The following is a 12,464-nucleotide window of genomic DNA, read 5'->3' as shown; positions in this document are numbered from 1 at the left end:
CTCCCCCAACGGAACGCTGATCGGATCACCTGCAGCGTGGCCGGTCGGCCGTGCTGTAAAGATACGTATCTGCCGGTTTGCCACTCAAGGTCCGTGGCATTTTCCGCCATTCATGATCCGTCTTCGCCGCGCATCTGGACACTGACTCGTTCGTCACTCAAGTGTGGTGTGAGACCCACGCAGTGACGGACGGAAGCAACCGAGTCCAGGGAGTCAGCAGATGTCGGCCAAGCTTGCCGGGCCCTCCACCACCGGCCTCACTCCGCGACCGCGGGTGGACGCCCGCCTGCCGGAGCGCCTGGCGCTCTCGGCGGCCACCACCAAGGGAGGCACCGCCGAGTTCGCGTCCTGGCTGGCGGGGCGGGGGGCGGCGAATGCCTTCCGGGTGGAGCGGATTCCTTTTGCCGGGCTGGAGGGCTGGTCGTTCCAGGAGGGCACGGGAAACCTGGTGCATCGCAGTGGCCGGTTCTTCACGGTGGAGGGTCTGCGGGTCGCCGGTGGGATGGCTCCGTTCCCGGAGTGGCATCAGCCGATCATCAAGCAGCCCGAGGTGGGCATTCTGGGCATCCTGGCCCAGGAGTTCGACGGGGTGCTGCACTTTTTGATGCAGGCCAAGATGGAGCCGGGCAACCGCAATCTGTTGCAGCTCTCGCCCACGGTGCAGGCCACGCGCAGCAATTACACCAAGGTGCATCAGGGTGCGGATGTGAAGTACATCGAGTACTTCATCGAGCCGGGGCGGGGCCGGGTGCTGGCCGATGTGCTGCAGTCGGAGCATGGTTCGTGGTTCTGGCGCAAGTCCAATCGGAACATGGTGGTGGAGGCGGTGGGGGAGGTGCCGCTGCTGGAGGACTTCTGCTGGCTGACCCTGGGCCAGATCGCCGAACTGCTGGGGCGGGACAATGTGGTGAACATGGACGCGCGCACGGTGCTGTCCTGTCTGCCCTTTGCTGACCCTGATCAGCGGGCGGTGCGCTCCGATACGGAGCTGTTGTCGTGGTTCACCGCCGAGCGTTCCCGGCACGATGTGTGGGCGGAGCGGGTGCCGTTGGCGGGTCTGCCGGGCTGGAAGCGCGGGGAGGATGCCATCGAGCATGAGGAGGGCCGGTTTTTCCGGGTGGTGGCGGTGTCGGTGGAGGCGGGCAACCGTGAGGTGACTCGCTGGACCCAGCCGTTGTTCGAGCCGCTGGGCCTGGGGGTGACCGCGTTTTTGACGCGGGAGTTCGATGGGGTGCTGCATGTGCTGGTGCACGCCCGGGTGGAGGGCGGGTTTTTGGACACGGTGGAGCTGGGGCCCACGGTGCAGTACACCCCGGACAACTACGCCCGGCTGTCGGTCGGGCAGCGGCCGTTGTTCCTGGACTATGTGCGGTCGGCGACGCCTTGGTATGAGGCGGTGCACTCGGAGGAGGGCGGGCGTTTCCTCAATGCGGAGAGCCGGTATCTGCTGGTGGAGGCCGAGGACGGTCTTGAGGTCCCGCCCGGTTATGCGTGGGTGACTCCGGGCCAGCTCACCAGCCTGGTCCGGCATGGTCATTACCTCAATGTCCAGGGCCGCACCCTGCTCGCCTGTCTCAACGCCCGTTCGGGGAGCGCCCGATGACGGCCTCGCTGCGTTTCGGTGTGCTGGGCTGTGCGGATATCGCGGTCCGGCGGATGCTGCCCGCGATGGCGGCGTCCACCGGCACGGAGGTACGGGCCGTCGCCAGCCGCGACGCCGCAAAGGCGGTACGGGCCGCCGCCCCGTACGGCGCCACCGCCGTGGGCGGGTACGCCGAACTGCTGGAACGTGAGGACATCGACGCGGTCTATGTCCCGCTGCCCGCGGCTCTGCACGCCGAGTGGGTGGAACGGGCGCTGCTGGCGGGCAAACACGTCCTCGCCGAAAAGCCGCTGACCACCGAACTGGCCCGCACCGAAGGGCTGGTGAAGCTGGCCCGGGAGCGCGGCCTGGTGCTGATGGAGAATGTGATGTTCGTCCATCACTCCCAGCACACCGTGGTCCGCGAGCTGGTGCGCGAGGGCGCCATCGGCCAACTCCACGCCCTGCACGCCACCTTCACCGTCCCGGCCTTCGCCGAGGACGACATCCGGCACCGTGCCGACCTGGGCGGCGGGGCGCTGTGGGATGTGGGCATCTATCCCGTCCGCGCCGCCCTGCACCTGCTGGGTGAGGGGCTTGAGGTGCTGGGCGCCCATCTGGTCAATGGCGCCGGGCGCGAGGTGGACACCGCGGGCGCCGCGCTGCTGCGCACCCCCGAGGGGGTCAGTGCCCAGCTGACCTTCGGCATGGAGCACGCCTACCGCAACCGCTATGAACTCCATGGCAGCCAGGGCCGGATCACCCTGGACCGCGCCTTCACCCCGCCCGCCGACCACACCCCCGTACTGCTGATCGAGACCCGGGACGGGCTGACCGAGCGCCGGCTGACCGCCGAGGACCAGGTGGCTGCCACCCTGGCCGCCTTCGCCCGCGCGGTCCGGGACCGTACCGCCCCCGACCCGGCCATCCTCACCCAGGCCGCCCTGCTGGACGCGGTACGCCGGTCGGCGGGCCGCTGACGCCGGAGGTTCAAGGACGGCCCCGGGGACGGTCGCTCCCCGGGGCCGTCCCCTATGTCCCCAAGCCGTTGTTTTACTTGACGCCCGGCTAGTTAGCGGCCTACGGTTGCCTCATCAAACTAGCCCGGCGGCAAGTAAGTTTCCGGTGTTGCCGGAGCTCCCGCACCTGTTCTGGGGAGAGAACATGCCGCAGGAACCCGCCCCCGGCGCCACCCCAACCCCCCGCGCCACCAAGGTGGTTATCGGCGCGGTGGTCATCGCCATGCTGCTGGCCTCGCTGGACAATCTGATCCTGGGCTCCGCGATGCCCACCATCGTCAGTGAGTTCGGCGGCCTGGACCACCTCTCCTGGGTGGCCTCCGCCTATATGCTCGCCACCGCCGCGGCCACCCCGCTCTGGGGCAAGTTCGGCGATATGTACGGGCGCAAGGGGACCTTCCTCTCCTCCATCGCCATCTTCCTGGCCGGCTCGGCCGCCTCCGGACTCTCCCAGTCCATGGGCCAGTTGATCGCCTTCCGCGCGGTGCAGGGCCTGGGCGCCGGCGGGCTGATGGTGGGGGCACTGTCGCTGATGGCCGCGCTGATCCCGCCCGCCGAGCGGGGCAAGTACCAGGCGCTGATCTCCGGCGCCATGGGCGTGGCCATGGTGGGCGGCCCGGTGGCGGGTGGCTTTATCACCGACCACCTCGGCTGGCGCTGGTGCTTCTATGTCAACCTGCCGCTGGGCGTGCTCGCCCTGGCCCTGCTGGTCTCCTGGCTGCACCTGCCCCAACAGCGGTCCCAAGCCCGGGTGGACTATGCCGGCGCCGTGCTGCTGACCACCGCCATCAGCGCCCTGGTGCTGCTGTCCACCTGGGGCGGTACCGAATACCCCTGGACCTCGCCGGTGATCGCCACCCTGGCGGTGGTCTTTCTGGCCGCCACCGCCCTCTTCCTCGCGGTGGAGCGCAGGGCCGCCGAACCGGTGCTGCCCCCGCATCTGTTCCGCGACCGCAACCTCTCACTGGCCAACGCCATCGCCTTTCTGATGGGCTGTGTGATGGTGGGCGCGATGACCTTTCTGCCGCTGTTCCAGCAGACCGTGCAGGGCGCCTCGGCCACCAACTCCGGTCTGCTGATGCTCCCCATGGTGCTGGGCATCGTCGGCGCCAACCTCACCACCGGCCAGCTCGCCACCCGCACCGCCAGGTACCGGCTCTTCCTGGTGGCGGGCTCCGCCCTGCTGGTGGCCGGAGTGGCGCTGATGCTGCGGATGGATGTGGGCACCGGCCGCACCGAAACCGGCTGCTATATGGCCGTACTGGGCATCGGGGTGGGCCTGTTGATGCAGAACACCATCCAGGTCGCCATGGAGAGCGTGGAACTCAAGGACCTTGGCGTGGCCTCCTCCAGTGTCACCCTCTCCCGCACCCTGGGCGGCACTCTGGGCGTGGCGGTGGCCGGCGCGGTCTTCTCGCATCAGGTGCGGCGGGTGATGGCCGACCGGCTGGGCGCGTCGGCCGGCCGGGTCGGCGGCGGCTCGTCCCGGCTGGACGCCGCAAGCCTCAACAAGCTGCCGTCCAAGGTCCGTTCGGCCTATGAGCACGCCGTGGCGGGCGGCATCCACCAGGTGTTCCTCTACGCCTCCGCGGTGGGCCTGGTCAGCCTGGCCGTCTCCTGGTTCGTCCGCAACGGCCGCCGCGACCGCTCGCTCCCCGAGCCCCCCGCCGACCGTCCGGCTCCCGACCACGCCTCCAGTGCCGCCTGATCGCCGCCCCATAGGTTCTGCGTGGTGCCCTGCGCGACATCGTGGTGGACCTGCGGGTCGGTTCGCCGACTTCGGCCATTACCACTCCACCGTGCTGGACGCGGACTCGGGGCGCTCGGTGCACGTCCCTGGGGGGTCCATGGCTTCCTCACCCTTGCTCTCGGAGAAGGACGCCGGGGCGCAGAGCCTGGCCGAGGCGGTCCGCGCCGGAATCCTCGCGCACCGGCCCGGCGGGGCCGAGCCTCAGCCGACGCCGCTCTCCCGGTAGGCGGAGGCCAGCAGCTCCTGGGCGCTGGCCAGCAGCGCCAGCCGCTTCTCCTCCATGTCACCCTCGACGCTCTGCAGGGCGAACACCCCGAAGTGCAGGGTCAGCAGGGCGGTCAGCGAGCGGACCTGCATGGCCACCGGGGCGTCCGGCCGGCGCAGCAGCCCGGCCAGCGCCCCCACCCGGGCCCGGAAGTCCTGCCCCACGCTCATGCAGTGCAGCGCCGCCTGGTTGGTCTGCAAAATGATCAGCAGCGGTGCGGACTTGGCGAAGATCACGCTGCACCGCTCCAACAGCTCCAGCCCGGCGTCCAGTTCACCGCCCTGCTCGCGGCCCCAGGCGATCACCTCGTCCAACTCGGCCCCCACCGTCTCGAAGAGCCCGGCGAGGATGTCCTCCTTGGTCTTGAAGTGGTAGTAGAGGGCAGCCTTGGTCACCCCCAGTTCATCCGCGATCTCGCGCAGCGCCGTCTTCTCATAGCCCTGGTCCAGGAAGAGCCTCAGCGCGACCTGCTGAATGCGCTCGCGGGTATCACTGCGGCGGCGCGGTGCACTGCTGCCCATCTGCTGTCCCTTCACTCGGCCGGTCCCGGCGAGAGCGGGGCCGGTCGCCCCAGCCTACCCAGCTGACCCGCTGGCAGGTAAGCCGCTCCGGCGGGCCCCGTCCACCGGCCGCGCAGCCGATAATTCAATGAGAATTCGGCGGTTCCGGCCGCTGGCTCGAATGAGTGAAAGCCCGGAACCTCTCCAATACGGGGGGAGTTGGGCAGAACGCTTTCTCAGTGGGGGCGCTACACGATCGAAAGGCTATAGACGTGCTCAAGAAGGTACTCACCACGGCCGCGCTGACGGCTTCCACGGTGGGCGTCGTCAGCAGTCCCGCGATGGCTTTCGGTGACGGCCACAACCAGGACGTCGCCAACGCCAATGGCGCGAAGACCGCTTATGGAAACACCAGGACGGGCGGCAAGGAAAGCCCGCAGATGAGCCTGATCCAGGGCACGCTCAACAAGCCGTGCATCGCCATCGGCAAGCTCGGTATCCAGTCCGTGGTCGGCCTGATCAACATCGGCCTGCAGGACATCCCGATCCTCTCCTCCGAGCAGCAGCAGCAGTGCACCGACAACTCGACGATCGACAACGGGGACAACCCGCTGTCGCACATCCTCGACGACATTCCGATCCTGTCGCTCAACGGATCGGGCAACGGCGCCTGAGCGCCGTACCGGTACCGGAATTCCCCCGGCGGCGGGTGTGCGGGCCCCGCTGCCGGGGGTTTTTCCTGTTTTCCGGTTTCCGGTTTCCGGGGGCAATTCCGGGGCCGGTGGCGGTCGTCCGAACGAATGAAGCGGGATAACTTCCCGGCCGGTGTGCCGGTTGGACATGTTGCTCTCCAAATCCGTCGGCCTCCAGCGAAGGGCAATTCGTGATCAAGAAAGTAGTGGCGACGGCCGCGCTGACGGTCTCCGCAGTGGGCGCCTCGGTCGGTCCGGCGATGGCCGCCGGTTCCGTCCCCATGGCCGCCCCGTTCCGCGGTCATGACGGGGACATCTCCAATGCCAACCAGGCAATGCAGATGTATGGAAACACCTGGACCGGCGGCTATATGAGCCCGCAAATGGGCTTGATCAACGGCTCGTTCAACAAGCCGTGTATCGCCATCGGGAAGCTGGGCCTCCAGTCCGTCCTCGGCCTGGTCAACATCGGTATCCAGGACGTCCCGATCCTCTCCTCGCAGCAGCAGCAGATGTGCACCGAGAACTCCACGATGCAGAACGGGGACAACCCGCTGTCGCACATCCTGGACCACATCCCGATCCTGTCCGGCAACGGTTCGGCGAACGACCACTGAGCCCGTACCGCCTGCGAAAGCCGCCCCCACCGGGGCGGCTTTCCGCCGTTCCGGGATGGCTGCTAACGCCCGGGCGGGCGAGGGGAGTTGGCGGATCGTTCCAGCAAGGACTCGACCAGGGCGGCGACATGTCGGCGGTCCTCCGCGGACAGCCGCTGGACACCGGCGATCAGCGGGTCCGCCTCGGTGGCGGGGCGGCAGGCGGTGGACAGATGGATGCCACAGGCTTCGGCGGCGGCCTGGCGCACCCGGTCCAGCGGCAGCTCCAGACCGCGGGCCAGCCCCTCCAGGGTGGCCGGCTGGGGCAGCCGCACCAGGCGCTCCGAGGTGGCCAGATGATGCACGGTCGAGCGGGGGATGCCACCGCGGCGGGCGACCTCTCCGTAGGACCACCCTTGCCCGTCCAGTCGCTGTCTCATCAACTGCTGCAGTGCGTTGGCCACGGAATCGCTTCCTGCTCGGCTCGGCGCGGGTGAACCGATTCTACGGCGGGAGGCGCGCCGTCAGGGGCGCCGGTGCGGTAGCACCATGCGGCTCCGCCGGGCGATAGTGACGATCATGGCACTGGACGAACCACTGCGGCGGCTGCTGCTGGATCTGATGGCGGTGGGCGGCTCCTGCCCCCTGCTCCTCGCGGGCGGGCACGCGGCCGAGGCACACGGCCTGGCCGCGCACGCCGGTGCGGAGCTGGAGCTGGCCACCGACGCCCAGACGCCCATGGCGGAGCTCACCGAGGTGCTGCGGGCGGGGCTGGAGGCGCGCGGCCGGCAGGTGCGGGAGCTGTCGGTGGAGCCGCTGGAGGCACGGCTGGCGGTCTCCGATCCGGCGGGCGGCGGGGAGTACCGCGTCGGCATCGGCAAGGAGACCCTCTGGCGCCCGCCGGTGCCCGGTGCCGATGGCCCGGTGCTCGCCCTGGAGGACCTGGTGGGCATCCGGGTGCGGGCGCTGGCCGACCGGGGGCTGGCCGCGGACCTGGCGGTGGTACGCGCGGCCGCCCGGGACCATTCGCCGGCCGAACTGGAGGAGTGGGGCCGGCGGCATGCCCGGGACGGCCTGGAACTGGCCGATCTCCAGGCCCGGTTGGAGGGCGTGGAGTGGCTGGACGACCGGGAGTTCGCCGCCTGCGGCCTGGACCCGGAGCAGATCGCCGGACTGCGGGCCTGGGCCCAGGGCTGGGCCGATGACATCGGTGAACGGCTGGCCGAGGAGGCGCCGTACGAGGAGGACGAGTGAGCGGAGGCGTCAACACCACGTCAAGATCAAGGCGTTGAGGCATCAGGGGTCCGTCAACGGCGGTTCGGTTCTCGTACATATGTCGCACACTCCCCTCGCATTGATGCGAAGGGGGAAGGCACGTGGCGGTCACCGCGACAAACCGGCCGGGGGCGGCCGCCAAGGCCGGTGCCCCGGCCGTATCCTCCCGGGCGCCCTCGGTGTCCGGCGACCGGATGCGCGCCCTGGGGGAGGCGCTGGCCGCCGGGGCCCGGCGCCGCGCCGCGAGCGTGCCGGCCCGGCTGCGGCTGCTGCGTACCGCCGCGCTGCTGGTGGCCGCCGGCCTGGCGGTGCTGTTCCTGGTGTCCGGGCAGGCGCTGTCCGGCAACTGGTCCGACATCACCGGCAGCGAGGCGCCCCGTACCGTCGGCGCCGCCGAGCTGAACCTGGCGCTCAACGACATGGACGCCCAGGCCGCCAACCTCCTGCTGTCCAGCGGCAACGGCGGCGGCGACCGCGACCGGGTCTCCTATGACAAGGCGGGCCGCGACTATGACGGCAGCCTGCGCACCGCCGCCCATCAGCTGCGCACCCTGGCGGTGGCCGCCCAGGGCGACCGGAGCGCCGAGCGGGCGGTCGAGGAGCTGACCGACGGCTTCGCCCGCTACCAGGAGCTGATCGGCCGGGCCCGGGAGGACGATGCCCGTCCGGACGGCCGGGCGGCGGCCATCGGCCACTACCGCACCGCCACCGACCTGCTGCAGAGCACCCTGCTGCCCCGGGCGCGGACCCTGGTGGACGGCACCGACGCCGCCTTTGAGCGGGAGTACCGGGACGCGGCTTCCCGGCTCACCGCGGAGCTGGTCACCGCGGTGGTGCTGGGGGTGCTGCTGCTGGCGCTGCTGGGCCTGCTCCAGTGGTATCTGGCCCGGCGCTTCCGGCGGGTGGTCAACCCGGCGCTGCTGGCGGCCACGGTGTGCGCGCTGGCCGCGCTGGGCCTGTGCGGCGCGCTGTTCACCGGGTCGGCGGAGCGGCTGCGGGTGGCCCGGCATGACTCCTTCGACTCGGTGGTGGCGCTGTCCCGGGCGCGGGCGCTGGCCTATGACGCCAACGCCGACGAGAGCCGCTATCTGCTGGACGCCGGGCGGCGCGGGCAGTACGAGAGCTCGTACTTCGACAAGTCGCAGCGGCTCTACGGCATCCAGGGCAGCACCCTGGCCCGCTACCCCGACGACCTGGCCGCCTCCTGGCGGGACTACCGCTCCGGTCACCATGACGCGGCCTTCACCGGCGAGTTCCGGCGCGAGCTGGACAATCTCACCTTCCCCGGGGAGCGGGCCGCCGCCGAGCGCGCGGTGGACGCCTATCTGGTCTACCAGCGCGACGACCAGCGGATCCGGCAGCTGGTGGCGGCCGGGCGGCTGCGCGAGGCCACCGACTTCGGCATCAGCTGGGATCCGGGCAAGTCCAATGCCCACTTCGACGCCTGGATGGCCGCGCTGGCCCAGGACATCGGCATCAACCAGGCCGTCTTCACCGATGAGTCCCGGCGGGGGCGTGCGGACCTGGACACCCTGCTGCCGGCGGCGGGCGGCGCGCTGCTGCTGGCGGCCGCGCTGACCGTGGCCGGGCTGCGGCCGAGGCTGGCGGAGTTCCGCTGACCGGCTGACCCGACACTCCCTGGCAAATCCCGATTTGGTCGCCAAAAGCCTGGAAGATGGAGGACTGGTGACAAGCGTGCGATTGTTCTGAAAATCGCACATAGCGGACAGATCGGGCAATCGGATGTCGCAGCAACAGCAGGCACCTCAGGCGGGCCGCACCTCCCAACCCCCCGTCGGAGAGCGGATCGCCACCTGGGCCGACGGCCGGGTCGGCCTGTTCTCCCTGGCGAAGGCCAACCTCCGGAAGATCTTTCCGGACCACTGGTCGTTCATGCTGGGCGAGGTCGCCCTCTACTCGTTCCTCATCATCATCGTCACCGGCGTCTATCTGACGCTGTTCTTCAAGCCGGGCCTCAACGAGGTGGTGTACCACGGGCGTTACACCCCGCTGAACGGCGTCCGGATGTCGGAGGCGTTCAAGTCCACCATGGATATCAGCTTTGACATCCGGGGCGGGCTGCTGCTGCGGCAGTTGCACCACTGGGCGGCGCTGGTCTTCATTCTGTCGATGCTGGCACATATGACGCGGGTGTTCTTCACCGGCGCCTTCCGCAAGCCGCGCGAGCTCAACTGGCTCATTGGCGCCGGGCTGTTGATCCTCGGCATGTTCGACGGCTTTATGGGCTACTCGCTGCCGGACGACCTGCTCTCCGGCACCGGTATCCGCTTTATGGAGGGCGCCATTCTCTCGCTGCCCATCGTGGGCACCTATCTGGTGATGTTCCTCTTCGGCGGGCAGTACCCCGGCACCATCTGGGTGCCCCGGCTGTACATGGTGCACATCCTGCTGATCCCCGGCATCATGGCCGCCCTGCTGGTGGCCCATCTGATCCTGGTCTTCTACCACAAGCACACCCAGGGCCTGGGGCCCGGACGGACCAACAGGAATGTGGTGGGCATGCCGCTGATGCCGGTCTATATGGCCAAGGCGGGCGGCTTCTTCTTCCTGGTCTCCGGGATCATCGGGGTGTTCGCCGCCATCGCGCAGATCAACCCCATCTGGGCGTACGGCCCCTACCGCCCGGACCAGGTGACCACCGACGCCCAGCCCGACTGGTACATGGGCTATTCCGAGGGCCTGATCCGGGTGATGCCCGGCTGGGAAATCAATTTCCTGGGCCACACCCTGGTGCTGGGCGTGCTGATTCCGCTGCTGGTCTTTCCCTGTGTGCTGCTGGCGCTGTGGCTCTACCCCTTCTTCGAGGCCTGGGTCACCGGCGACAAACGCGAACACCATGTCACCGAACGCCCCCGCAACAACCCCACCCGTACCGCCTTCGGCGCCGCCTGGCTCGCCCTGTACAGCCTGCTGCTGATCGGCGGCGGCAACGACCTGTGGGCCACCCACTTCCACCTCTCCATCAACGCGATCACCTGGACGGTGCGGATCGGCTTCTTTGTGCTGCCGGTGCTCACCTTTGTGGTCACCAAGCGCTGGTGCCTGGGGCTCCAGCGCCGGGACCGGGAGAAGGTGCTGCACGGGCGCGAGTCGGGGCGCATCGTACGGCTGCCGCACGGCGAGTTCGTCGAGGTGCACGAACCGCTGGTGCAGGAGGACCGCTACGCGCTCACCGTGCACCACCAGTACCAGCCGCTGGAAATGCCGCCCTCGGTGGACGAGAACGGCAACGTCCGGCAGATCGGCTGGCTGGAGCGGCTGCGGGTGCGGATGTCCCAGGCGTACTTCGGCCCCACCGGCCAGATCCCCAAGGTCACCAGGGAGGAATACGAGGCGCTGCTGGCGGCTCATCACCACGAGCCGGCCGAAGTCCGGCACTGACCGGCCGTGTTCGGCAGACGGCGCCGCTACCCCTACGGGCTGCTGGTCCCGGTGGCCCGGGTGGCCAGCGCCGCGGCCGCCGAGGAGGTCCGTGCCTTCCTCGGCGGCCGCGGCATCCGCTCCACCGCCGCGCCCTGCGGCCGCCGCTCGCGCTGGCGGCTTCAGGTGCTGGTCTTCGCCCGGGACGCGGGACGGGCGCGGCTGCTGGTCAACGAGTGGACGCTGCCCGCCGGGGAGCGTCCCCGAGGGCGCTGAGGGTGTCCAGCACCGCGTCGCCCATCGCCTGTTCACCCCGGGCGTTGGGGTGCAGCGGCACCGCCGGCGCCAGGGGCAGCAGCCCCTCGATCCAGCGGTCGGAGGAGCAACTGTCGTGCCCCTCGGTGGCCTTGAAGGCATCCACATAGGTGGCGCCATTGGCGGCGGCGGTGCGCGCCACCATGCTGTTGACCTGGCCCAGCACCGACCGCAGATAGGCGGTGTCGCCCACCGTGACGGGCACCTTGCCCAGGCACTTCACCGGGTCCGCGGGCAGGATCGCCGGATAGCCGACCACCAGCACCCGGGCCCCCGGGGCCTTGGCGTGGATCCTCCGCAGCCCGTCGGCCAGCCTGGGCGCGGTGGCGTCCAGCCGTTTGGCCAGGCCGTCCCCGTAGTGGTCGCGGCAGGGCGCCCCCAGGGGGTTGGTGGGGGCCAGCGCGGTGCAGACGGCCACCACATCCACAAACCCCAGATCGGTGACGCCGATGTCATTGCCGCCGATGGTGAGGGTGACCAGGGAGGTGTCCGGGGTGACCGCGTCCAGCTGGGGGCCGTTGACCGGGATCCCGGCATCGGTCTGCCGGGCGGTGAGCGCGCCGGTCTTGGCCGCGGCACAGGTGACGTCCCGGTAGGCGGCCGGGGCCAGCTTCTCGGCGACACGGTGGGCGTAGTTGTGGTCCGAGCGCAGACACAGACCCGCGGAGAGGGCGGGGATGCCGGCGCCGGCCGCATAGGAGTCCCCCAGCGCCACGAAGGTGCCGGTGGCTGCGGCGGGGCGTGCGGGCGTGGCTTGGGCTGGGGTGGCTGCCAGGGCCACGGTGGTGCTGAGCAGGGCGCAGCCGGCCAGGGCCAGGGGCCGGTTGCCGAGGGGCTTGCCGGTGCGTTTGCCGGTGGGCTTGGCGAGGCGCTTGCCGGTTCGCTCGCCGAGGCGCTTGCCGGTGCGGAGCTGGGTGCGCTTCGATGCGGCTGTGGGCACGGTTCCTCCTGGACGGGGCAGCTGAACTGCCGCGGGCAGCGGAGCTGCGGGGGCAGCGGAACTGACGCGGGCAGTCGAACTGCCGGGGGCAGCGGAAAGGAACTTACGAAACCGGCCGGTAACGTTGTCGGTATCGTCGCTGCCCGCCG

The 12,464-nt window shown here is 69.9% G+C and carries 13 protein-coding genes; 10 read left to right on the top strand and 3 right to left on the bottom strand.

Annotated features, from left to right (window positions below; genetic code table 11):
* Positions 1 to 220: 220 nt before the first annotated feature.
* From CV755_RS22795 to CV755_RS36780, 4 genes are all read left to right on the top strand, one after another.
* Positions 221 to 1,603, top strand: coding sequence for an NDP-hexose 2,3-dehydratase family protein (locus CV755_RS22795; protein ID WP_109282158.1), 1,383 nt, complete (start codon positions 221 to 223; stop codon positions 1,601 to 1,603).
* Positions 1,600 to 2,562, top strand: a complete 963-nt coding sequence (locus CV755_RS22790) for a Gfo/Idh/MocA family protein (RefSeq protein ID WP_109282157.1) — start codon at positions 1,600 to 1,602, stop codon at positions 2,560 to 2,562. The genes CV755_RS22795 and CV755_RS22790 overlap by 4 nt, the downstream gene beginning before the upstream one ends.
* Before the next feature lie 184 nt (positions 2,563 to 2,746).
* Positions 2,747 to 4,309, top strand: coding sequence for an MDR family MFS transporter (locus CV755_RS22785; protein WP_109282156.1), 1,563 nt, complete (start codon positions 2,747 to 2,749; stop codon positions 4,307 to 4,309).
* Between the two features lie 139 nt (positions 4,310 to 4,448).
* The gene (locus tag CV755_RS36780; RefSeq protein ID WP_277751849.1) at positions 4,449 to 4,577 is read left to right on the top strand and encodes a hypothetical protein; all 129 of its coding nucleotides are present in this window, start codon (positions 4,449 to 4,451) and stop codon (positions 4,575 to 4,577) included.
* Here the strand turns inward: CV755_RS36780 and CV755_RS22780 are convergent.
* On the bottom strand, positions 4,553 to 5,137 hold the full coding sequence (locus CV755_RS22780; protein ID WP_109282155.1) for a TetR/AcrR family transcriptional regulator: 585 nt from the start codon (positions 5,135 to 5,137) through the stop codon (positions 4,553 to 4,555). The two genes, CV755_RS36780 and CV755_RS22780, sit on opposite strands and share 25 nt — an antisense overlap.
* A 251-nt stretch (positions 5,138 to 5,388) precedes the next feature.
* On the opposite strand from CV755_RS22780, the gene CV755_RS22775 reads away from it, so the two are divergent.
* Together CV755_RS22775 and CV755_RS22770 are read left to right on the top strand one after the other, a co-directional pair.
* Positions 5,389 to 5,790: a rodlin gene (locus tag CV755_RS22775; protein WP_109282154.1), complete on the top strand. Its 402-nt coding sequence runs from the start codon at positions 5,389 to 5,391 to the stop codon at positions 5,788 to 5,790.
* Between the two features lie 209 nt (positions 5,791 to 5,999).
* On the top strand, positions 6,000 to 6,425 hold the full coding sequence (locus CV755_RS22770) for a rodlin (protein WP_109282153.1): 426 nt from the start codon (positions 6,000 to 6,002) through the stop codon (positions 6,423 to 6,425).
* A 62-nt stretch (positions 6,426 to 6,487) separates the two neighbouring features.
* Here the strand turns inward: CV755_RS22770 and CV755_RS22765 are convergent, their stop codons facing one another.
* Positions 6,488 to 6,868 (bottom strand): helix-turn-helix domain-containing protein, encoded by a 381-nt coding sequence (locus CV755_RS22765; protein ID WP_109282152.1) that lies wholly within the window; start codon positions 6,866 to 6,868, stop codon positions 6,488 to 6,490.
* Positions 6,869 to 6,983: 115 nt separating this feature from the next.
* Between CV755_RS22765 and CV755_RS22760 the strand changes: the two genes are divergently transcribed.
* From CV755_RS22760 to CV755_RS22745, 4 genes are all read left to right on the top strand, one after another.
* The gene (locus tag CV755_RS22760; RefSeq protein WP_109283459.1) at positions 6,984 to 7,658 is read left to right on the top strand and encodes a hypothetical protein; all 675 of its coding nucleotides are present in this window, start codon (positions 6,984 to 6,986) and stop codon (positions 7,656 to 7,658) included.
* Positions 7,659 to 7,780: 122 nt separating this feature from the next.
* Positions 7,781 to 9,298, top strand: a complete 1,518-nt coding sequence (locus CV755_RS22755; protein ID WP_109282151.1) for a hypothetical protein — start codon at positions 7,781 to 7,783, stop codon at positions 9,296 to 9,298.
* A 124-nt stretch (positions 9,299 to 9,422) separates the two neighbouring features.
* A complete protein-coding gene (gene qcrB, locus CV755_RS22750) occupies positions 9,423 to 11,081 on the top strand; it encodes a cytochrome bc1 complex cytochrome b subunit (protein ID WP_109282150.1) in 1,659 nt (552 codons plus the stop codon).
* Positions 11,082 to 11,087: 6 nt separating this feature from the next.
* The gene (locus tag CV755_RS22745; protein WP_109282149.1) at positions 11,088 to 11,336 is read left to right on the top strand and encodes a hypothetical protein; all 249 of its coding nucleotides are present in this window, start codon (positions 11,088 to 11,090) and stop codon (positions 11,334 to 11,336) included.
* On the opposite strand, the gene CV755_RS22740 is transcribed toward CV755_RS22745, so the two are convergent.
* Positions 11,290 to 12,315: an SGNH/GDSL hydrolase family protein gene (locus CV755_RS22740; protein WP_109282148.1), complete on the bottom strand. Its 1,026-nt coding sequence runs from the start codon at positions 12,313 to 12,315 to the stop codon at positions 11,290 to 11,292. The two genes, CV755_RS22745 and CV755_RS22740, sit on opposite strands and share 47 nt — an antisense overlap.
* Positions 12,316 to 12,464: the final 149 nt, after the last annotated feature.

It is taken from the genome of Streptomyces orinoci, assembly GCF_003121295.1.
Classification (GTDB): domain Bacteria; phylum Actinomycetota; class Actinomycetes; order Streptomycetales; family Streptomycetaceae; genus Streptomyces; species Streptomyces orinoci.
The sequence above is the reverse complement of the archived record's forward strand: the minus strand, read 5'-3'. Positions and strand labels throughout refer to the sequence as shown.

What these genes read in the sequence shown, in the direction of transcription:
- CV755_RS22795 (WP_109282158.1), top strand. Translation starts at nt 221, where the DNA reads ATGTCGGCCAAGCTTGCCGGGCCCTCCACCACCGGCCTCACTCCGCGA.
- CV755_RS22790 (WP_109282157.1), top strand. Translation starts at nt 1,600, where the DNA reads ATGACGGCCTCGCTGCGTTTCGGTGTGCTGGGCTGTGCGGATATCGCG.
- CV755_RS22785 (WP_109282156.1), top strand. Translation starts at nt 2,747, where the DNA reads ATGCCGCAGGAACCCGCCCCCGGCGCCACCCCAACCCCCCGCGCCACC.
- CV755_RS36780 (WP_277751849.1), top strand. Translation starts at nt 4,449, where the DNA reads ATGGCTTCCTCACCCTTGCTCTCGGAGAAGGACGCCGGGGCGCAGAGC.
- CV755_RS22780 (WP_109282155.1), bottom strand. Translation starts at nt 5,137, where the DNA reads ATGGGCAGCAGTGCACCGCGCCGCCGCAGTGATACCCGCGAGCGCATT.
- CV755_RS22760 (WP_109283459.1), top strand. Translation starts at nt 6,984, where the DNA reads ATGGCACTGGACGAACCACTGCGGCGGCTGCTGCTGGATCTGATGGCG.
- qcrB (WP_109282150.1), top strand. Translation starts at nt 9,423, where the DNA reads ATGTCGCAGCAACAGCAGGCACCTCAGGCGGGCCGCACCTCCCAACCC.